Source organism: Dietzia sp. NPDC055877 (assembly GCF_053615975.1).
Genome location: NZ_JBSHCV010000024.1, coordinates 1 through 20,184, shown reverse-complemented (window position 1 = coordinate 20,184; position 20,184 = coordinate 1). Strand labels below are relative to the sequence as shown.

The 20,184-nt window shown below is 71.7% G+C and carries 21 protein-coding genes; 9 read left to right on the top strand and 12 right to left on the bottom strand.

What is annotated here, in order from left to right:
* The first annotated feature begins 15 nt into the window (after positions 1 to 15).
* The 4 genes from ACWGLC_RS16590 (at position 16) to ACWGLC_RS16575 (ending at position 3,120) form a co-directional block, all read left to right on the top strand.
* Positions 16 to 834, top strand: coding sequence for a DUF2993 domain-containing protein (locus ACWGLC_RS16590; RefSeq protein WP_452100895.1), 819 nt, complete (start codon positions 16 to 18; stop codon positions 832 to 834).
* 10 nt (positions 835 to 844) lie between these two features.
* A complete protein-coding gene (locus tag ACWGLC_RS16585) occupies positions 845 to 1,675 on the top strand; it encodes a sulfurtransferase (RefSeq protein ID WP_452100894.1) in 831 nt (276 codons plus the stop codon).
* Positions 1,676 to 1,742: 67 nt separating this feature from the next.
* Positions 1,743 to 2,243 carry a hypothetical protein gene (locus ACWGLC_RS16580; protein WP_452100893.1) on the top strand — a complete coding sequence of 167 codons (501 nt, stop codon included), beginning with the start codon at positions 1,743 to 1,745 and terminating at the stop codon, positions 2,241 to 2,243.
* Between the two features lie 202 nt (positions 2,244 to 2,445).
* Positions 2,446 to 3,120: an FABP family protein gene (locus tag ACWGLC_RS16575; protein WP_452100892.1), complete on the top strand. Its 675-nt coding sequence runs from the start codon at positions 2,446 to 2,448 to the stop codon at positions 3,118 to 3,120.
* A 91-nt stretch (positions 3,121 to 3,211) separates the two neighbouring features.
* Here ACWGLC_RS16575 and ACWGLC_RS16570 read toward each other — a convergent pair whose 3' ends face one another.
* On the bottom strand, positions 3,212 to 4,120 hold the full coding sequence (locus tag ACWGLC_RS16570; RefSeq protein ID WP_452100891.1) for an aminodeoxychorismate lyase: 909 nt from the start codon (positions 4,118 to 4,120) through the stop codon (positions 3,212 to 3,214).
* 38 nt (positions 4,121 to 4,158) lie between these two features.
* Between ACWGLC_RS16570 and ygfZ the strand changes: the two genes are divergently transcribed.
* On the top strand, positions 4,159 to 5,322 hold the full coding sequence (gene ygfZ / locus ACWGLC_RS16565) for a CAF17-like 4Fe-4S cluster assembly/insertion protein YgfZ (RefSeq protein WP_452100890.1): 1,164 nt from the start codon (positions 4,159 to 4,161) through the stop codon (positions 5,320 to 5,322).
* 310 nt (positions 5,323 to 5,632) lie between these two features.
* On the top strand, positions 5,633 to 5,812 hold the full coding sequence (locus ACWGLC_RS16560; RefSeq protein WP_452100889.1) for a DUF3073 domain-containing protein: 180 nt from the start codon (positions 5,633 to 5,635) through the stop codon (positions 5,810 to 5,812).
* A gap of 290 nt (positions 5,813 to 6,102) precedes the next feature.
* Here ACWGLC_RS16560 and purM read toward each other — a convergent pair whose 3' ends face one another.
* The 4 genes from purM to ACWGLC_RS16540 all read right to left on the bottom strand — a co-directional run bounded on the left by purM (position 6,103) and on the right by ACWGLC_RS16540 (position 11,059).
* Positions 6,103 to 7,185, bottom strand: a complete 1,083-nt coding sequence (gene purM, locus ACWGLC_RS16555; RefSeq protein ID WP_452100888.1) for a phosphoribosylformylglycinamidine cyclo-ligase — start codon at positions 7,183 to 7,185, stop codon at positions 6,103 to 6,105.
* Between the two features lie 36 nt (positions 7,186 to 7,221).
* Complete coding sequence (gene purF / locus ACWGLC_RS16550; protein WP_452100908.1) at positions 7,222 to 8,901, bottom strand: amidophosphoribosyltransferase; 1,680 nt, start codon at positions 8,899 to 8,901, stop codon at positions 7,222 to 7,224.
* 170 nt (positions 8,902 to 9,071) lie between these two features.
* Positions 9,072 to 9,479: a sterol carrier family protein gene (locus tag ACWGLC_RS16545; RefSeq protein ID WP_452100887.1), complete on the bottom strand. Its 408-nt coding sequence runs from the start codon at positions 9,477 to 9,479 to the stop codon at positions 9,072 to 9,074.
* Complete coding sequence (locus ACWGLC_RS16540) at positions 9,476 to 11,059, bottom strand: LssY C-terminal domain-containing protein (protein WP_452100886.1); 1,584 nt, start codon at positions 11,057 to 11,059, stop codon at positions 9,476 to 9,478. Before ACWGLC_RS16540 ends, ACWGLC_RS16545 begins: the two co-directional genes overlap by 4 nt.
* Before the next feature lie 60 nt (positions 11,060 to 11,119).
* Here ACWGLC_RS16540 and ACWGLC_RS16535 point away from each other — a divergent pair, with 60 nt between their 5' ends.
* On the top strand, positions 11,120 to 12,364 hold the full coding sequence (locus ACWGLC_RS16535; RefSeq protein WP_452100885.1) for a hypothetical protein: 1,245 nt from the start codon (positions 11,120 to 11,122) through the stop codon (positions 12,362 to 12,364).
* A 24-nt stretch (positions 12,365 to 12,388) separates the two neighbouring features.
* On the opposite strand, the gene ACWGLC_RS16530 is transcribed toward ACWGLC_RS16535, so the two are convergent.
* From ACWGLC_RS16530 to ACWGLC_RS16500, 7 genes are all read right to left on the bottom strand, one after another.
* Positions 12,389 to 13,057, bottom strand: coding sequence for a YoaK family protein (locus ACWGLC_RS16530; protein WP_230931494.1), 669 nt, complete (start codon positions 13,055 to 13,057; stop codon positions 12,389 to 12,391).
* A gap of 75 nt (positions 13,058 to 13,132) precedes the next feature.
* Entirely contained in the window at positions 13,133 to 15,433 is a 2,301-nt protein-coding gene (purL, locus tag ACWGLC_RS16525; protein WP_452100884.1) for a phosphoribosylformylglycinamidine synthase subunit PurL, read from the bottom strand.
* Between the two features lie 66 nt (positions 15,434 to 15,499).
* Complete coding sequence (locus ACWGLC_RS16520) at positions 15,500 to 16,732, bottom strand: saccharopine dehydrogenase family protein (RefSeq protein ID WP_452100882.1); 1,233 nt, start codon at positions 16,730 to 16,732, stop codon at positions 15,500 to 15,502.
* A gap of 145 nt (positions 16,733 to 16,877) precedes the next feature.
* Positions 16,878 to 17,555 (bottom strand): phosphoribosylformylglycinamidine synthase subunit PurQ, encoded by a 678-nt coding sequence (gene purQ, locus ACWGLC_RS16515; protein WP_452100881.1) that lies wholly within the window; start codon positions 17,553 to 17,555, stop codon positions 16,878 to 16,880.
* On the bottom strand, positions 17,552 to 17,797 hold the full coding sequence (gene purS, locus ACWGLC_RS16510) for a phosphoribosylformylglycinamidine synthase subunit PurS (protein WP_452100880.1): 246 nt from the start codon (positions 17,795 to 17,797) through the stop codon (positions 17,552 to 17,554). Before purS ends, purQ begins: the two co-directional genes overlap by 4 nt.
* Before the next feature lie 98 nt (positions 17,798 to 17,895).
* Positions 17,896 to 18,600, bottom strand: a complete 705-nt coding sequence (locus tag ACWGLC_RS16505; RefSeq protein ID WP_452100879.1) for a DUF2334 domain-containing protein — start codon at positions 18,598 to 18,600, stop codon at positions 17,896 to 17,898.
* A 138-nt stretch (positions 18,601 to 18,738) separates the two neighbouring features.
* The gene (locus ACWGLC_RS16500) at positions 18,739 to 19,236 is read right to left on the bottom strand and encodes a glutathione peroxidase (protein WP_230931488.1); all 498 of its coding nucleotides are present in this window, start codon (positions 19,234 to 19,236) and stop codon (positions 18,739 to 18,741) included.
* A gap of 63 nt (positions 19,237 to 19,299) precedes the next feature.
* On the opposite strand from ACWGLC_RS16500, the gene ACWGLC_RS16495 reads away from it, so the two are divergent.
* Positions 19,300 to 19,575 (top strand): helix-turn-helix transcriptional regulator, encoded by a 276-nt coding sequence (locus ACWGLC_RS16495; RefSeq protein ID WP_452100878.1) that lies wholly within the window; start codon positions 19,300 to 19,302, stop codon positions 19,573 to 19,575.
* Positions 19,575 to 20,135: a hypothetical protein gene (locus tag ACWGLC_RS16490; RefSeq protein ID WP_452100877.1), complete on the top strand. Its 561-nt coding sequence runs from the start codon at positions 19,575 to 19,577 to the stop codon at positions 20,133 to 20,135. The genes ACWGLC_RS16495 and ACWGLC_RS16490 overlap by 1 nt, the downstream gene beginning before the upstream one ends.
* The last annotated feature ends 49 nt before the right edge of the window (positions 20,136 to 20,184 follow it).

The following is a 20,184-nucleotide window of genomic DNA, read 5'->3' as shown; positions in this document are numbered from 1 at the left end:
GTAGACCTGAATCCCATGAGCATCCCTCGCATGGCCGTCGCGGCGCTGGCGGTCATGGCCGTGCTCGCCGGGGGCGCCTTCACGGTCGACTCGATCTTGGCGTCCCGTCTCGAGGCGGAGATCTCGGCCCGTATTGCCCCCGATCTACCGGGCGCGGGGCCGCCGTCGGTGATGACGGGTGGCCCCTTCTCGCGCTGGTCAGGCCCGGACACGCTGTCCTCGGTGTCGATCCGCGCGGAGGGCGTCGAGCGCCCGGGGCTGGGGCCGGTGGCCGTCGAGGCGGTCGCGACCGATGTCCACGTGCCCGACGTGGATGGCGACACCAACGGTGCGGCCGACCCCGACCGCCCTGGAGGAGACGACCGGGATGACGACGACGCCGACGCCCGATCGGCGGACACCGGCCTGAGCGCCGAGTCGGTGGAGGTCTCCGTGCAGATCACCGGAGACTCCCTCGCGCCGACCCTGCGGATGCGCGACGTGCTCATCGGGGCCGCCGACGACCACAGCCTCGCCGGCGGGACCGAACACCGGGCCCGCGTCACGGGAACGCTCATCGAGTCGGGCGAACGGGTCTCGGCGTTCGTCGACCTCGTCGTCGACGCCTCCGGCGCCCACCTCGTCCCCGTGGCCGCGGCGACCGGGCCCGGCGGCGTCCCCGACCAGGACCCCGAGCTCGCGATGCGCAGCGTCGCGCTGACCTTCGCCCCCGACCTGCTGCCCCTGGGCGTCCCGGTGGACACCCTCACGGTCAAGGCCGGGACCCTGACGGCGTCCGGCACCGGTGGGCCCGGCACCCCGCCGCTCGACAGCCTCGTGCACGGGGACCTCTAGACTCGCCCGTATGAGTCGCGACGACGTACTGGTCAGCACCCGCTGGGCCTCCTCGCGCCTGGCCGACGACTCGGTGGTCTTCCTCGAGGTCGACGAGGACGTGGCGGCTTATCACTCCGACGGCCACATCCCCGGCGCCGTCGCGCTGAACTGGCGGACCGAGTTGCAGCAGGAGTTCACACGCGACCTGGTGGACCGCGAGCGCTTCGGCGAGCTGATGTCCGAGCGCGGCATCTCCCGCGACCACACGATCGTGGTCTACGGCGGCAACCACAACTGGTTCGCCGCATACGCCTACTGGTACCTGCGGCTCTACGGCCACGCCGATGTGCGACTGCTCGACGGTGGCCGCATGAAATGGGAGCGCGAGGGCCTCCCGCTGGAGAACGAGCTCCCGGAGCGGCCCGCCACCGACTACGTGGCCGATCCCCAGGACCTGTCGATCCGCGCGTTCCGGGACGACGTCCTGGCCGGGCTCGGCAGCGACGCGCTGGTGGACGTGCGCTCGGTCGACGAGTTCACCGGCCGCCTCTCCGCACCGGCCGGGCTGCCGCAGGAGGGCGGTCGTCAGCGCGGGCACATCCCCGGCGCGGTGAGCATCCCGTGGAACCGGGCCGTCACCCGCGACGGCACCTTCCGGCCCGACGCCGAGCTGCGGCAGATCTACGCCGACCTGATCGAGGACCCGGACCGGCGCGTGGTGGCATACTGCCGCATCGGCGAGCGGTCGAGCCACACCTGGTTCGTGCTGCACGAACTGCTGGGGCAGAAGAACGTCGTCAACTACGACGGCAGCTGGGTCGAGTACGGCTCGCTCATCGGCGTCCCCGTCGAGCGCTGACGCCCCCGCGCCGCCGGTCAGCGGCGAGACCTCCCGCGAGTGGGTCCGGGTGACTAGGCTCGAGGGCATGTCCTTGATCTCCAGGTCGCTCGGCATGGCCGGGCGCGCAGCCGTTGTCGCCGTCGGTGCCTCAGTCGCCTCCGCTGTGCTCGTGGGCATCGACCAGCGTCGCGGTACCGCCCCCGCGATCCCCGACCACCCGGGCCCGTACTCCCCTGAGGAGCGGGAGGCCGCGGTCCGGACGTACCTCACCGCGCTGACGCTGCCGGCGGCCGCGTTCCGGGTCCCTTTCGCCGAGGACTGCGTGCGGCGCGAGAACGGCCTCCGCACCGGCTTCGGGGCCACCCACCTGCGGTGGGACCTGCACCTGCATCTGCAGTACTCGACCATCCGCGAGCTGCGGGACATCGAGATCACCGTCGACCCGCCGGGGCGTGAGGGGATCGTGCACGCGGAATTCACCATCGTCACCGTGGTCGGCCTCACCGCCCGGGTGCGGGAGGACTTCACCGTGCCCGCCGAGGACTGCCTCATCCACGCGATCGAGGCCCGCATCTCGCTGAGCTGAGCCGCCCCGGCGGCGCCGGGCCCTCACCCCCTCGCGCGGGACTATGGGACTCCCCGGCACCGACCGGCGGGGCCCGGGGTTAGGATTGGGCCATGGTGCTCTTCTTCGAAATCCTCCTCGTCCTGTGCTCGCTGATGATCCTGTGGGCCACCTGCTACATCGTCTACCGCACGGTCACCGACGAGTCGTGACGGACAGCGGCATGACCAACGCCGAGGACCCCACGTCGCCCGCCCCCGACGAGGGTGAGGGCCAGCAGGTCGTACCCGGTTCCGGAAACGCCGCCGTCGACGCCGCTGTCGAGCGGTCCGAGCAGACCGCCGGCCGCAACATCGCGCCGTTCTCCGAGCTGCCGGTCGCCGAGGACACGGCGAACCTGCGTTTCGGCCCCGATCTACACCCGGGTCTTCTCGCCCTGCTCCCGCTCGTCGGCGTGTGGGAGGGCGAGGGCGAGGCGGACACCTCCGACCGCGGCCAGCACCGCTTCGGCCAGCAGGTCATCGTCTCGCACGACGGCGAGAACTACCTGAGCTGGAGCTCGCGCGCCTGGACCTTCGACTCGGGCGGCGCCGTCGATGCGGCCGCCTACCGCGAGTCCGGTTTCTGGCGGATCTCCGAGGACGACCAGCTCGAGTTCCTCGTGACCCACGCCTCCGGCGTCATCGAGATGTACTACGGCAAGCCGCTGACGCAGTCGGCTTGGGAGATGTCGACGGACGTCGTCATGTCCTCGCCCACCGGCCCGCGCATGGGCGCCGCCAAGCGCATCTACGGGATCGTCGAGGGCGGGGACCTCGGGTGGGTCGAAGAGCGCGTCCACCCCGAGAAAGGCCTCGTCCCGCGGTTGTCGGCTCGCCTGAGCCGCGTCGCCGGCTGACACGAGCACCAAGCAATACCGGCTCTGCCCGGCCTGCGCGGTCACTGACCGCGGGCCGGGCAGAGCCGGAGCCATGTGCGGGCCGGTCGGTTCAGGCGCGGCCGACCGCCCGGTCCACCATCCCCGCCACGTCGATCCCGGGGTCGGCGGTGGGCAGGGCCACGTCGTCGATCCGGCGCACGCGTGCCACCAGCGTCACCGACGAGACCAACCACACCGCGTCTGCGGCGAGCAGATCGGCGACCAGGAGCCGCTCGCGCCTGACGGTGACCCCCTCCCGCCCGGCGACCTCGGCCATCGCGCCCAGCGTCGTGCCCTCGAGGATGCCGATCTCCTGCGGCGGGCTGAGCAGTTCGCCGTCGCGGGCGATCACCACCGTCGAGCGCGGCCCCTCGAGGACCTCTCCGTCGGAGGACACGTAGACCACGTCCTCGAAGCCGTTGGCGGCCGCGTGCCGCAGGGCCGCCATGTTGGCCGCGTAGGACAGCGTCTTGGAGCCCAGGAGCATCCACGGGGCGCTCGCGCCGATGTCGGAGGCATAGCCGCGGCTGAGCACCGTCACGCCGATCCCCTCGGCGCGGGCCCGACGCGCCTGCGGCCCCACCGCCGCGACCGTGATGTAGGCCGTCTCCGCGCCGCCACGCTCGGGGCCCCGCGACAGCACCAACCGCAGCATCCCCTCCGACCCCGCGCCCCACTCGCGCGCGGCCAGGTCGATGGCGGCGAGCCACTCCTTGTCGGAGGGCCCGGTCAGGCCCAACGCGGCCGACGAACGACCCAGGCGCGCCAGGTGGCGCTCCGGTTTGGCCGGGCGACCACCCACCACCAGCAGCGTCTCGAAACACCCGTCCCCGCGGACCGCCGCCAGGTCGTCGGCGAGCAGGAGCGGCTGGTCCGATGGGTGGACGCGAGGGCGTCTGCCGTCCGGTCCGCCCGCGACGAGGACGACCACCCGCCGCGTGTCCGGCTGATCCGCTGTGCTCTCCGCTGCAGTGCCCATGGCGGCAACGATACGACGAGGTACGTAGACTCGCGATCGTGAACGTCCCTGCTGTGCCCGACCGGATCGAAAGCGACTACCGGAGCCCGATTCTGGACCGACCCGGCGCGGTGGATGCGGACAGCGCCTCCCCCGACGTCGGAGTCCCCTTCCACTACGGAGACCCGCTCGGCGAGCAGCGGGCCGCGGACGCGGGGGCGGTGATCATCGACCGGTCCCATCGCGACACGCTGACGATCAGCGGCGGCGAGCGGCTGACCTGGCTCGAGGGGTTCGTCTCGCAGCATGTGTCCGAACTCTCCGACGGCGAGGGGGCCGAGACGCTGGTGCTCGACGCCAACGGGCGCGTCGAGCACCACGCCCTGCTGTCCGACGTGGACGGCACGGTGGTGGTGGACACCGAGCGCGGCCGGGGCGGCCCACTGCTGCAGTTCCTCACCAAGATGGTGTTCTGGGCCGACGCCGCGCCCGTCGAGGCCGACATGGCCGTGCTGACCCTGGCCGGCACATCCCTACCGGAAGCCCTCACCGCCGCGGACGGCACCGACGTGACACTGCCCGTCGGTGACTACGCCAGCGTCGCCCTGCCCGGCGGGGGCATCGCCCGCCGGATGCCGTGGCCGCTGAACGGCGCGATCGATCTGGTGGTCCCCCGCTCGGGGCTGACCGCATGGTTCGACGCCGCGGTGGCCGCCGGGGCCCGGCCCGCGGGCTCGTGGGCCTTCGAGGCTCTCCGTGTTGCGGGCACCACCCCGCTACGGGGGCGGCTCGGCGTGGACACCGACGAGAAGACCATCCCGCACGAGGTCAGCAGCTGGATCGGTGCCGTCACCCAGCAGGGCGCCGTCCACCTGGACAAGGGCTGCTACCGCGGCCAGGAGACCGTCTCCCGCGTCCACAACCTGGGACGCTCGCCCCGCGTGCTCGTGCGGCTCCAGTTGGACGGGTCCGTCGGGGACGACTCGGTGGTGACCGGCGCCGAGGTCCGCGCCGGCGGGCGGCCGGTCGGCCGTGTGGGCACCGTCGTCCAGCACCACGAGGACGGCCCGGTCGCGCTGGCTCTGCTCAAGCGGGCCGTGCCGGCCGACGCCGAGCTGGACATCGACGGCGTGGCCGCGTCCATCGACCCGGACACCTTCCCCCAGGACACCGGGCCTCAGGCCGGCCGCGAAGCCGTCAAGCGCCTGCGAGGGCAGGCCTAGCGGGCTCGCCCACCGCGTTCCTGTGCGGCCGCGACGGCGGGCCCATCGGTCTCTCGTCCGGCCCGCGCCGGCTCCTCGTTCGGCCCGCACCGGTTTCTCTTCGGGGTGGCGCCGGTTTCTCGTTCGGTCGCGCCCGTTTCTCGTCCTGGTCGACCCCGCCGCAGGCCCCGACGACCGCGATTTCGCTCACCCCACGACACCCGGGCGGACATTCCGCGCCGGGCACGCTATCCTGTGCTCAGGCAGATACTCACACTTGCGATGGGCACCCCCGAGGTGGCCCAGCACCGTTTCCGAGGGGGTCAGGTCAATGGGCCGAGGCCGCGCGAAGGCGAAGCAGACCAAGGTCGCTCGCGAACTGAAGTACAACACTCCGCAGACGGATCTTGAACGTCTTCAGCAGGAGTTGTCGGGAGGACCGTCGTCCACCCGAGTGGAGGAGGACGACGACCCATACGGGTCGTGGTCCGGCAGCGACTCCAGGTACTGATCGCACACTCGACTACGCAGAGGGGCCGGGCATCACGCGAATGATGCCCGGCCCCTCTGCGTGCGCTCTTCCGTCCCGGAGCAGGGCTTCAGGCTGTGCCGCGCGCCGGCGCGGTGGCGCGGTGGCCGGCGTCCGCCGGTCTGCGCCCGGCAGACACCTCCCCCTGGGGCGGGGTGCGGCCAAATGACTCGTGCCCACCAGGCCCCGACTCCCCGCGTGGGTGGGTCGGAATCTGATGGGCACGTGCGCGCCCCGTCGGCAGCGAGCCGCCGGGCCGGGCGCGGGTGGTGTCAGAAGCGGGCGTGTGAGCCCTCGAGGATGACGCGCGGGGCGTCGGCGTCGTCGCCGGACTTCTCGACGTGGCCGATCACCCAGTTCTCCACGTGGCGGGCCGTCAGCACGGCCTGTGCGCGGTCCACGTCCTCGGCGGGCAGGACCGCCACCATGCCGACGCCCATGTTGAAGGTGCGCTCCATCTCGGCCTGCTCGACGCGGCCGTGGTGGGCGATCGTGCCGAACACGGGAGGCACGGGCCAGCGCCCGCGGTCGAGGCTGGCGACGAGCCCGCGCGGCATGACGCGGGCCAGGTTTTCGGCCAGGCCTCCGCCGGTGACGTGGCTGAACACGCGCACGTCGGTCTCCGCGATGAGGCTGAGGCAGTCGAGCGCGTAGATGCGGGTCGGCTCGAGGAGCTCCTCGCCCAGGGTGCGGCCGAACTCCTCGACGTGGCCCTCCAGCGGCAGACGGGCCAGGTCGAGCAGCACGTGGCGGGCCAGCGAGTAACCGTTCGAGTGCAGCCCCGACGAGGCCATGCCGACGATCACGTCGCCGGGCTTGACGTTGTCCGCCTGGAGGATCTCGTCGGTCTCGACGATGCCCACGCCGGTGGCCGAGATGTCGTACTCGCCCGGGGCCATGAGGCCAGGGTGCTCGGCGGTCTCGCCACCCAGCAGGGCGCAGCCGGCGCGGACACAGCCCTCGGCGATCCCCTCGACGATACCGGCGACGTGCTCGGGCACGACCTTGCCGATCGCGATGTAGTCCTGCAGGAACAGCGGCTCGGCACCGCAGACCACCAGGTCGTCCACGACCATGGCCACCAGGTCGATACCGACGGTGTTGTGGACGTCCATCGCCTGGGCGACGGCGATCTTGGTGCCGACACCGTCCGTGGAGGAGGCCAGCAGCGGCTGACGGTAGGTGTTCTTCAGCGAGAACAGCCCCGCGAAACCTCCGAGACCACCCATCACCTCCGGCCGGGTCGCCCGCTTGGCGTGGGGAGCGAACATCTCGACTGCGCGCTCACCGGCGTCGATGTCGACACCGGCGGCGGCATACGACGCGCCCGTGGGGAGGTGAGAGTTCTCGGTCATGTGTTTCTCCTCGTGGGCCCCTTCTCGGGTGCCCGGTCAGGGTCGGCGGACGACGTCCAGGCTGTCGTTCGGGGCCGGGAGCCGGAAGTCGTGGGGCCCGGTGGCCGGGGATCCGGTGGCCAGGGACGTGCTCTCGGGCTCGTCCTCGACCTCCGCGGCGAGCGCACGCACGGCGGCGCTCATGGGTGAGTCGTCCGGCAGCGCGATCGGGTAGTGGCCGTCGAAGCAGGCGGCGCACAGCTCGTCGCGCGGCTGCCCGCTGGCCTCGATCATCCCGTCCACGGAGACGTAGCCGAGGCTGTCGGCGCCGATGGCCCGACGGACGCCCTCGAGCATGCCGTCGGTGACGTCCACCCCGTTGGCGATGAGCTCGGCCGGGCTGGCGAAGTCGATGCCGTAGAAGCACGGCCACCGCACCGGCGGCGACGCGATCCGCACGTGCACCTCGGCCGCGCCCGCCTCGCGGAGCATCCGGATCAGCGCGCGCTGCGTGTTCCCGCGGACGATCGAGTCGTCCACCACCACGAGCTTGCGCCCGCGGATCACCTCGCGCAGAGGGTTGAGCTTGAGCCGGATACCCAGCTGGCGGATGGTCTGGCTGGGCTGGATGAACGTGCGCCCGACGTAGGCGTTCTTGGTCAGACCCTGCCCGAACGGGATGCCGGAGCCCTGGGCGTATCCGACCGCGGCCGGCGTCCCGGACTCGGGCACCGGGATCACCAGGTCGGCCTCGACCGGGTGCTCGGCGGCCAGGCGACGTCCGATCTCCACCCGCGCCGAGTTGACTGATCGCTCGTTGATCCACGAGTCGGGCCGGGCCAGGTACACGTACTCGAACACACACGTTTTGGGCGTGGCCTCGGCGATCCGGCGGGAGCGCACCCCGTCGCCGTCGATCGCGATGAGCTCACCCGGCTCGATGTCGCGGACGAAGGAGGCGCCCACGATGTCCAGTGCGGAGGTCTCCGATGCCACCACCCAGCCGCGCTCCAGCCGGCCGAGCACCAGCGGCCGCACACCGTGCGGGTCGCGGGCCGCGTACAGGGTGTGCTCGTCGGCGAACGTCAGGCAATAGGCGCCACGCAGACGGGGCAGCAGCCGCGCGGCCGCCTCCTCCAGCCCACCGTCGTACGCCTCGTGCGCCAGCAGTGTGGTGACGATGTCCGAGTCGGAATGTGCACTGTCCGCGGAGTAACCACGGATGCCGAGCGACTCGGCGTGCCGCTTGAGTTCGACGGTGTTGACCAGGTTGCCGTTGTGGCCGAGCACCACCGAGCCGCCGTCGACCGTGGGCCGGAACATCGGCTGGGCGTTGTCCCAGGTGGCCGCACCGGTCGTCGAGTAACGACAGTGGCCCACCGCGATGTGGCCGTGCATCGACTCGAGGGTCTTCTCGTCGAACACCTGGCTGACCAAGCCGAGATCTTTGTAGACCAGCACCTGCTCGCCGTCGGCCACGGCGATACCGGCGGCCTCCTGACCCCGGTGCTGCAGCGCGTACAGGCCGTAATAGGTGAGCTTGGCGACGTCCTCGCCCGGGGCCCACACACCGAAGACACCGCACTCCTCGACGGGGCCGATGCGCTCGGTGTCGATCGGTAGGCCGGTCGGGCCGGGCGCGGACGGATCCGGCAGGCCCAGCCCCACGGCGGCGCTACGGCCACCGGTGCGGCGGAGTGACCCGGTCGGTGCCGGACGTGTTGACGAACTCTCCACCTGCTGGCGCTCCCTCACGGCTTCAGGGCATTCCCGCCCGGGCGACCCCCGACGGTTCCGCCCAAGTCTACGTACACCGACCCCGCTCCCCCCAAGTCCCCGGCGCACTTCGCTCCCCCGACGCCCCCGGAGCCCGCCGGTGAGACCTCCGTTTCCGAGGGTCAGTTACTTCACGCCGTCCGCACGACGGGCAACCCCGCAGCTACCGCGGACGCGCGCGTCCCCGACGCCCGGACCCGACCCGAGTCCACGGCCGTGTCCCAGTCGAGACGGCCGGTCGCGAGCAGAAGCCACGTGCGCGCGTCGGTCTCCACCACGTTGGGCGGACTGCCACGCGTGTGCCGCGGCCCCTCCACGCACTGCGCGGCGGCGAACGGCGGCACACGGACCTCCACCGCATGCCCGGGAAGCTCGGCCGCGAGAATGCCGACCGTCCCCCGGACGGCAGCCGCGAGAGCCGAACGACCGGGCGTGGGCACGGCCGCGGTGTCACCGGAGGCGGCGGCGTCGTCGTCGAGCCACTCGCGGACCGCCTCGACGGCCGCGCGCACCTGCGCGGCATCGGGGGCGCGGCTCACTCCGGGGCCCCGCTCCGCTCGCCGAGTCGGTGCTCCCGCCGGTCCCGCGCGGTGCGGCGACTCCACGTCCGGGTGGCCGCGCTGGTCAACAACAGCATGATGAGCACGTTAACCGCCAGCGCGGGGTAGCCGCCCAGGAAGGTGTCGGTCTCGGCCTCCGTGGTCAGGCGCCCGTACTCGGTGGAGACCGTGCTGACCGCGGCCATCGCCAGCAGCCACACGCGCGGCCGGGCGTACCCCAGATAGGTCAGCACCGCCAGCACGCCCATCGCGCCGTAGACCGCCCCGATGAACACCGCCAGCGCGATCATCGCCGGCACCACCTCGGACTGCTCCAGGCCCGCGAACTCGTCGAGGTCCACGCCGTCGACCAGGTCGCGGATCGCGAGGATCAACAGGATCACGACGGACGCCGCGACCAGCGCGACTGCGGCGGTCAACGCGGCCGGCCGGGGCAGGTGGCCGGGGTCGGGCGGGGTGTCGTCGGCGGGCCGGTCGGCGTCCCCCGAGGCCACGCCGCCCTCGGCCTGCGGATCGTCGTAACCGCGCGCGGCGCGCACCACCTCGGCCGGCAGCTCGGCCGCCGAGGCCTCCGCCACCTCGACCGCGCCCAGGTCGATCACCGGCAGGTCGCCGTCGGTGTGGATCTGGTCGCCGCCCCCGTTGCGGTGGTGGTAGCCGGTGGAGAAGTTCTCCAGTACGCGCACCGTCGACTCGGGCACGTTGTAGAGGATCGAGTCGACGATGTAGTCGCGTTCCACGTCGATGTCGGCGTCGATCTTGTGCGTGACCTGCAGCGTGAACAGCGACAACCCCACCGCGCGGTCATACGTGCCGGCGCCGAGCCACTGGACGCGGTGCCCGCCCGGCAGCAGCCATCCGTCGGGGCAGCGCCAGAACCGCACGTGGTGACGCTGCGCGGCGTTGCCCTCGACCTCCTGCTGGTAGGCCAGGCACTGTCGGCGCCCGAAGAGCCGCAGCGGGCTCACCGGCGCGGCCGGGTAGGACCGCCGGAACACCGAGGAGGCGATGATCCCCCATGAGGAGCGGAGCGTGACGTCGTCGGCCAACACCCAGCCGCAGGCGGTCATCGCCTCGTGGATCTGGCGGGCGGTGCCGTCGACCGCGAGGTTGACCGGGTCGCCCAGCAGTCCGTCCGAAGTGCGGGTCCGGGCGATGAAGTAGCCCGGCACGTAGACCGACGTCAGCAGCGTCTGCAACCGCGGCAGCACCAGGTACGCCACCAGCAGCCAGAACGGCACCAGCAGAGTCACGCTCCACCAGGTCCGGTGCCAGGCATCGTCCATCAGCCGCCACGCCAGCCACACCGCCGCCACCGTGGCGAAGATGAAGTACACCGTGTCGACCAGCTGGCCGGGCAGCGGCCGCCGTACCGCGTCGTCGCGGATCTTGGACGGCAGGCTCACGTACACCGGCGGCGAAGTGGGGCGGGACGTGAGGTCGCGGCGACCGGCCGGGGTCGCCACGCCGCTCGGCGGGGCTGCAGGCGGGGCGGCCTGCGGCGCGGCCGGTGGCTGGGCCGGTGGCGCGGCCGACCCCGCGCGCTCACTGGTGGACATGGCTCGACGATAGTCCGCGGTCCACGCCCGGGACATCGCGATCGCTGCGAGACTGACCTCGTGCCCGCGTCCGCCCCCTCCCCCGAGCCGGCCCCTGTGCCGACCCCCGTGCCGACCCCCGCGAGCAGGCCGCGCGCCCACGAGGACCACCTCCGCGCGCTGGGCCTGCCGCTGATGATCGCCCCGTCCGCGCGGCTTCGCGACCTCCTGCCCCGCTGCGCCGGGTTCGCCGCCGGGCTCGCGGTATTCGGTACGGCCGTCGCCGCGCTCGACCGCTCCAACGATCTGGCCGTCGCGTTCCTCGACGAGTTCGGCATCGACGACGACCCCACCCGGCCCGACCTGTTCGCCGCCTCGGAGCCGATCATCGAACTCCTCGCTCTGGCGATCGCGCTCGCGGTGGCCGCCCCCGTCCTGGGATGGCTCACGGGGAAGGTCGCCCGGCGCGTTCCCCGGGCGACCGCCTTCGCGGTCGGGCTCGGGTCGCTGCTGGCCCTCGTCGTCGTCCCCGTCGTCGTCTTCTCCTCCCAGGACGGCCCCACCCTCGGCGACACCCTCCTCGCCGCCGCGCTGGTCCTGGTCGGCACCTACGCGGGCGTGGGGTCGCTGGTGCGCTGGTCCGCGCGGCGCGTCCGGCGCGAGCTCGGCACGATGGGGCCGATGGTGGCGCGCGTGCTGCCGATCCTCATGCTGGCGGTGCTGTTCCTGTTCTTCAGCGCGGAGATCTGGCAGGTGATGGTGGCGCTGTCGTGGCCGCGCACGTTCGCGGTCATCGGTGTGATGGTCGCGTTGACCGTCCTCCTGGTGGGGATCACCACGCGCGACGACATCCGGCACGAGCTGCAGCAGTGGTCCACCGACACCCCGCTGCGTCCGGCCGAGCGCGTCAACGTGCTGATCGTGCCGGTGCTGGCGACCCTCATCCAGGCGGCGCTGTTCGCGGCGCTCGTGTTCGCGTTCTTCGTCTTCCTGGGGTGGATCGCGGTCCCGGAGGCCACCGAGGCGCGCTGGACGGCCGGGGCCGGCGACAACCCCGACGGCCTGCTGCTCGGTCTGCCGTTCTCCGTCACGCTGGTGCGCGTGGCGTTGACGCTGGCGGCGTTCTCCGCGCTCAACCTGGCCGCCGCGGCGGCGTCCGACCCGGCGCACCACACGCGGTTCGTGCGGCCGATGATCGACGAGGTGGTGCGGGGCCTCGACGCGCGCGAGGCCTACCGTGCGGCCCGGCTCAGGTCCGCGGCGCGCGGCGGTGCGGCGCCGAGGCGGGGAGACGAGCGACGACGACAACGCCGTCCACGCGGTTGACCCCCACCGGGCGGCCGGGCGCCCTCACGGGGCGCGCCACTCGCGCCTGCGCACCAACACGGTCGTGGCCAGCGTGCCGAGCACGACCAGCGCGGCCACGCCCAGCGCGCCGACCCCGATATACACCTGTAGCAGCGCGCCCAGGACGCCACCGATGACGAGCGCCGACCACAACGCGACCTGCTGCCGGTACGGCGCCCAGGATCCACCGAACAGTGCGTCGACCAGCCGGTGGGCGGACTTGACCACCGCTCCCGTCATATAGGTGACCCCGAGTGAGACCTCGCCGCGGGTATGGAACACCGAGTTCATGGACCCCATCGCCGCGGCGACCACCGCGATCCCCACGGGCACGGCGAGGAGCGCGGCCGAGGTGGTCAGTTGCAGAGCCAGGGCGATGAGCAGGAGCGCCGAGACGAGGGTCAGCACGGCCGGGCGATCGTCGAGGTTGCGGCGGCGGGTGACCAGCGCCCCGCCAACCGCGCCGAGGAAGAACGACACGAGCACCACCGCGGCGATGCCCGCGCCCCCGAGATCGCCCTCGGCGAGGCCCACCACCATGCGGGTGGAGTTGCCGCTCATGAACGACACGAAGAAGCCGCCGACCTCGAGGAAGCCGACGGCGTCGACGAACCCCGCGGTGCCGGCGAGCACCACGGCGAGCGTCTTCTCCCGCCTGCGCAGATTCAGCACAGCGCCGCCCCCTTCACAGGTTCCGACCCGGCCCCGGCCCGGGTCCGGCTCAGACTCCGGCCCGGCGAGGCCGGGTCAGACCTGGTCGACGCCGAACAGCGCCGGCAGGGTCCCCTCGTGCGCGGCGCGCAACTCGTCGGTGCTCAGGGAGAACTGGTCCTGCACCTCGAAGGTGCCCGAGTCGGTGTCGGTGACGCCGATACGGGTGTGCGGGATGTTCTGCGCGGTGAGCATCTGCTGGAAGCGGATTTCCTCGCCGCGGGGCACCGAGACGATCACACGACCGGACGACTCGGAGAACAGCCACACGAACGGGTCAGCGTCCGCGGGCAGCACGACCCGCAGTCCGCACTCCCCCGCCAGCGCCGACTCGACGAGCGCCTGGGCGAGCCCGCCCTCGGACAGGTCGTGGGCACTGGAAATGAGCCCGTCCTTGGAGGCGGTGGCCAGGATGCGCGCGAGCGTGGCCTCCCAGGTGAGGTCGACCTTCGGGGGCATGCCGCCGAGGTGGCCGTGCGCGACCTGCGACCAGATCGACCCGTCCAGCTCGTCGCGGGTCTCACCCAGCAGGTAGACGCTCTCGCCGGGGGTCTCGCCGAACGCGGTCGGCGTGCGGCGGGCCACGTCGTCGATCACGCCGAGGACACCCACGACGGGGGTCGGCAGGATCGGTGTGGTGCCGGTCTGGTTGTAGAACGAGACGTTGCCGCCGGTGACCGGGATGCCGAGCTCGGCACAGCCGTCGGCCAGCCCGTGGACGGCCTCCCGGAACTGCCACATCACGCCCGGGTCCTCGGGGGAACCGAAGTTGAGGCAGTTGGTGACGGCCACCGGACTCGCGCCGGTGACGGCCACGTTGCGGTAGGCCTCCGCCAGCGCCAACTGCGCGCCGGTGTACGGGTCGAGCTGGGTGTAGCGGCCGGAAGCGTCGGTTGACAGCGCGATGCCGCGACCGGACTCCTCGTCGATCCGCAGGACGCCGCCGTCGGCGTCCTCCGCGAGGATCGTGTTGCCGCGCACGTAGCGGTCGTACTGATCGGTGATGAAGTCACGCGAGCACAGTGCCGGGCTGGCGACCATGTCGAGCAGGGTCTGGCGGAGCTCCTCGCCGGTGGCCGGCCGTGTGAGTTTCGCCGTCGTGTCGGCCTGCAGCGCGTCCTGGGCCGACGGGCGCTCGACGGGCCGCTCGTAGACCGGGCCCTCGTCGGCGATGGTCTCCGGCGGGGCGTCCAGAACGGTCTCACCCTTGAACTCGATGGTCAGGCGGTCGCCGTCCGTGACCTCGCCGATGTCGCTGGCCAGCACGTCCCAGCGGCGGCACACCTCCATGAACGCCTCGACGTTCTCCGGCGCCACCACGGCGCACATGCGCTCCTGCGACTCACTCGACAGGATCTCGGCCGCGGTCATGCCCTCGGCGCGCAGCGGGACGTTGTCCAGCACGATGTGCATGCCGCCGTCACCGGCCGCAGCCAACTCGGACGTGGCGCAGGCCAGGCCGGCGCCGCCGAGGTCCTGGATGCCCACCACGAGCTTCTCGCGGTACAGCTCGAGGCAGCACTCGATGAGCACCTTCTCCGCGAACGGGTCGCCCACCTGCACGCTGGGCAGCTTGCGGGGCTTGACCGGGTCGCCGTTGTCGTCCACGTCGAAGCTCTCCGACGCGAGGACCGAGACGCCACCGATGCCGTCGAGGCCGGTGCGGGCACCGAACAGGATGATGCGGTTGCCGGTGCCGGACGCGAACGCCAGGTGCAGGTCCTCGACCCGCATGACGCCGGCGCACAGCGCGTTGACGAGCGGATTGCCGGCGTAGGACTTGTCGAAGACCGTCTCGCCGCCGATGTTGGGCAGGCCCAGGCAGTTGCCGTAGCCACCGATGCCCGCGACCACACCGGGGAGAACGCGGTGCGTGTCGTCCGCGTCCGCCGGTCCGAAGCGCAACTGGTCCATCACGGCGACCGGGCGCGCGCCCATCGCCATGATGTCGCGGACGATGCCGCCGACGCCGGTCGCGGCGCCCTGGTACGGCTCGATGTACGAGGGGCTGTTGTGCGACTCGACCTTGAATGTCACGGCCCAGCCGTCGCCGATATCCACCACACCGGCGTTCTCGCCGATACCCGCGAGCATCGAGGAGCGCATCTCGTCCGTGGTGGTCTCACCGAAGTAGCGCAAATGCACCTTCGACGACTTGTAGGAGCAGTGCTCCGACCACATGACGGAGTACACGGCAAGCTCTGCGTCCGTGGGGCGCCGGCCGAGGATCTCCCTGATGCGGGCGTACTCGTCCTCCTTGAGACCGAGCTCGGCCCAGGGCTGCTCCAGGTCGGGGGTGGCTGCGGCGTTCGCGGTGGAATCGACAGGAGTGGTCACGCGGCAGAGTCTAGTCGGCTTTCCCGGGCCGGCGAATCCACGCCCGCCTCGGGGCTGCCGGTGCCGCTACGACGAGAGGACCTCGAACGTCAGGCCACCGCGCTCGACCCGCCCCAGCAGGGCGTCTCCCATCGCCTGCGCGGTGGTGAGCTGCCCCGACAGCGCCGGCAGATCGTCGAATGCCAGGCACAGACCGGACTCGGCGAGCATCATCGACGTCTCGGTGTATCCGGGGTCGCCGCCGGAGACCCGCGTGACGACCCGACGGCCGCCCGCCAGCGCGACGAACGTGACGTCGAACGAGGACCGGGCACGGCGCGACTCGCTCGGCCCGGCGCCCCGCTCGATCCGGCGGAGGATCTGCGAGCGGATGGGCCCGACCTGCGAGCCGAGCGCCACCGCGCCGACCCCGACCATTCCGGCGACGGCCGTGACCGGCGAGCCGACGGAGGCGTAGTGCGAGTAGGTGAAGTCCGGGCCGTAGCTGTCCAGCGCGGCGGCGGAACGCAGGACTATCTGCGGGTCGATCGTGGGCAGCGGCACCAGGAAACGGTCCAGCACCTCGTCGCGGTGGGGCTTGCCCTGGATCGACTTGATCCGACGGCCGGGCACCTTGCCCTCCTTCTGGCGTCGCTGCTTTGCAGCCTTGGCCGCCTCCCGCAGGCGGGCGAACTGTCCGATCGCCGAGTGGAAGGTGCCGCCCGAGAACTGCGCGTCGGCGTGGACCGCCCCGTAGACCACCGCGGGCACGTCCTCCGGAACCTGCTTCATCGTGTAAAAGACGCCGAGGTCGTGCGGGACGGAGTCGAATCCGCAGGCGTGGACGATGCGGGCGCCGGAGGCCTTTGCCGCGTCGTTGTAGGTGAGGTACATGCGGTCGACGAACTCGGGCTCGCCGGTCAGGTCCACGTAGTCGGTGCCCGCTTCAGCGCACGCGGCCACCAGGGGCTCGCCGTGCGCGAGGTACGGCCCCACCGTCGTGATGATCACGCGTGTCGACCGCGCCATCTCGGCGAGCGAGGCCGGGTCGTCGGTGTCGGCCACCACGACGCCGGGAGCGGGCACCTCCGGCGACTGTGCGGCCAACTGCGCGACCACCGCATCGAGCTTGGTGCGGTTGCGCCCGGCGACGGCCCACGAGCCACCCTCGGGCATGTTCCGCAGCAGGTACTCGGCCACCAGGCCGCCGGTGAACCCGGTCGCGCCGTACAACACGATGTCGAAAGGGCGGTCGGCCTTAGCTGGTGAGGCGGGCTGGGACGCCGGCTGAGACGTGGGCTGGCTGGTGGAATCGCTCATCCTACGGTTCTACCGCATCCGGCGGTTTGAGCGGTGTCGCCGGGGACCGGGGGCCAGGCGGAGCGCCTGGGTTACCAGTCGAGCCTAAGGGCCCGCCGGGAGAGATCCCGGCGGGCCCTTAGGGATGCGTACGGCACGAGGCGAACTACGCCCTGACGACCGAATCCAGCACCGACAGAAACAGGCCCAGCCCGTCGTCGGACGGCCCGGTCAGCGCGTCAATCGCGTGCTCGGGGTGCGGCATGAGCCCCACCACGCGCCCGTTCCCGGAGGCGATTCCGGCGATGTTGTTGGTGGAGCCGTTGGGCGCCTCGCCCGCGAAGCGGAACACGACGCGCCCGTCACCCTCGAGCTGCTCGATGGTCTCCGCGGAGGCCATGTAGCGACCCTCACCGGACTTGAGCGGGATGAGGATCTCGGCGCCGGAGTCGTAGCGTGAGGTCCAGGCGGTGTCGGAGTTCTCGACGCGCAGCCACTCGTCGCGGCAGATGAAGTGCATGTCGCGGTTACGGCCCAGCGCGCCGGGCAGCAGGCCGGCCTCGCAGAGGATCTGGAAGCCGTTGCAGATGCCGAGCACGGGCATACCGCCCTGCGCCGCGGAGATGACCTCGCCCATGACGGGGGCCATCGAGGCGATCGCGCCGCAGCGCAGGTAGTCGCCGTAGGAGAACCCGCCGGGGACCACCACGGCGTCGACGCCCTTCAGGTCGGCGTCGGCGTGCCAGAGGGAGACGGCCTCGGCGCCGGAGCGGGTCACGGCGCGTGTGGCGTCGACATCGTCGAGGGTGCCGGGGAAGGTGATGACCCCGATCCGGGCGGTCACGCCAGAACCTCGGCGCGGACGACCTTCCAGTCCTCGATCACGGTGTTGGCGAGCAGCGACGAGGCGATCTCCTCGAGCTCCGCATCGGTCACATCCTGGGACACCTCGAGCTCGAACCGCTTGCCCTGTCGCACGTCGGTGACACCACCGTGGCCGAGGCGACCCAGCGCGCGGTGGATGGCCTGACCCTGCGGATCGAGGATCTCGGCCTTGGGCATGACTTCGACGACAACTCGGGCCACGGTGGGAACTCCTCGTTCGGGCTGGTACTCGGCATGGTCCCGGACGAACCGGGGCTCGCCGATGATCCTACCCGTCGGCGCCCTCTCCTCCGAACGCGTCAGGCGGCGCCCGCCAGCGCGACGGGCGACCACTCGTAGCGAGCGAGGCGGGCGTCGTACTTGTCGACCACCAGGTCGACGGCGTCGAGCAGCGCCTGGCGGGGTGCGCTGCGGTGCAACTGCTTGGCCGAGACGTTGAGCCGGACGAGGCCCCCGGATGCGGCGGTGCGCCCCGCGGCGGCGACGAGCGCCCGGCACCACCAGCCGTCGGCGACGAACCCCTCTCCGATCGACAGCGCGCGGCCCCGGTCCGTGGAACCGCGGACGAGGTCGTGGATGCCGCCCAGGTCGGCGCAGACGCGGAAGCCGACGGCGGGCAGCGCCTGGAGACAGCCCGGGGAGGCGTTCCAACGCGGCGGCGCGAAGGCCCGTGTCCGCAGACCCAGGTCGGCCATGAGCCGGTCTGCGGCGGTGAGCCGCACGGTGGCCTCCGAGGGCCCGATGGAGGCGAATTCGGGGCGGCGGATCCTGGTGGCGGCGTCGTCGTAACCGCCGAGCACGATCGCATCCCCCTGCTGTCGGCGGTGCCGCAGCCAGTCCTGGGTGCCCCGGTCGTCGGCGAGCCGGTACTCGTGGCCGCGCCGCGGCGCGACGAGGAGCGAGACCGGCACGGACCGGCGCTCCAGCTCGCCGACCAGGTCGACGGCACCGTCGAGCGTGGAGTCACGGAGGCCGGAGAGGGAGACGACAAGGCGCGGTGTCATGGCCGCATGGTGACAGTCCGGGATGACGGGACGACGACGACGAGGTGTACGTCCGATGACCGGGCCGATCACGCGGGCCGACGCCCGGCCTCGCATCCGCGCCCATCTGCGGGAGTGGCGGGCCGGCGGCAGGTCAGCTCAGATCGGGAGCTGCTCCTCGATGGCGTCGACCAGTTCCGGCGCGCCGGGCTCGACCTTGGGCCGGAAGCGGCCCACGACCTCCCCCTCGGGCGAGACGAGGAACTTCTCGAAGTTCCACTGCACGTCGCCCGCCTCGCCATCGGCGTCCGCGACCTTGGTCAGCTCGGCGTACAGCGGGTGCCGGGCGTCGCCGTTGACGTCGACCTTGGCCGAGAGCGGGAAGGTGATCCCGTACTTACCGGAGGTGAAGTCCTTGATGGCGGCCTCGTCGCCCGGCTCCTGCCCCATGAACTGGTTGCACGGGAAGCCGAGGACGAAGAAGCCCCGGTCCTGAAAGTCGTCGGCGAGTTCCTGCAGCCCCTCGTACTGCGGGGTGAGGCCACACTCGCTTGCCACGTTGACCACGAGGACCGCGTGGCCCGCGTAGTCGGCCATGGAGGCCTGCCCCCCGTCGATGGTGGTGAATTCGATGTCCTGGACGTTCGCGGTACTCATGTGACCCAGCCTACTCGGAACGACCTATTGACAAATCGTTGTGTTTTCCCAACACTTGGTTCCATGAGTCCAGTGCGACGGGGAGAGAAGCTCCCCATCTTCAACAGGATCGCCGTGCTGCGTGCGGAACACAGACTGAGCCGCGCAGCACTCGCCGAGCAGATCTCGGTGAACCCACAGACCGTGGGCGCACTGGAGCGCGGCGACCACTACCCGAGCCTCGACCTCGCCTTTCGCATCTGCGAGGTGTTCGACCTCCCGGTCGAGGCCGTGTTCTCCCGCGAGGAGTTCCGCCCGATGTCCGCAGAGATGTACCGCCGCGACCGAGAGGACTCGTGATGACCACGCACACTCCCGACAACCCGACCTCCGACAGCCCGTCCCCCGACACCCTGACCGCCGCGGAGCGGCGGTACGAGAAGAACCTGGAGCGCACCGAGGTGAGCCTGCCCGGCTGGCGGAATGCGGCCCGCCGGCGGCTCCTCGTCCGTCTCAACTGGGCGAGCCTGGGCATCATGGCCGCGATCGCGGTGGCCGGCTACTTCTGGTTCCCGATCATCCTGGCCTGGCTGCCCATGACCGTGGTGATCTGCACCGTCTGGACGATGCTCAGGGTGACGATCGACTCCAAGGACACCGCGCCCGCCCGCTACCTGGACGAGTTCGAGACGGCCACCCTGCTCGAGGCCCGGTCCCGGGCGCTCAACCTGGTGACGGGCGGTCTATTCGCGATCTCGCTCATCCTGATCTTCGGCTCGAGCCTGGAGCTCGGGGACGGCCACCGTCTGGCCTACATGATGGGCGGGCTCGGCATCATCCTGTTCCTCGCCGGGGCTGTCATCCCCGCCGCCGCGATGGCCCGCACCATGAACGACGACGAGGTGACCGGGCGGGGCTAGCTGTGATGTCCAGGGAGGTTGGTCAGTCGGGTGACCGGTGGCTGGCCTC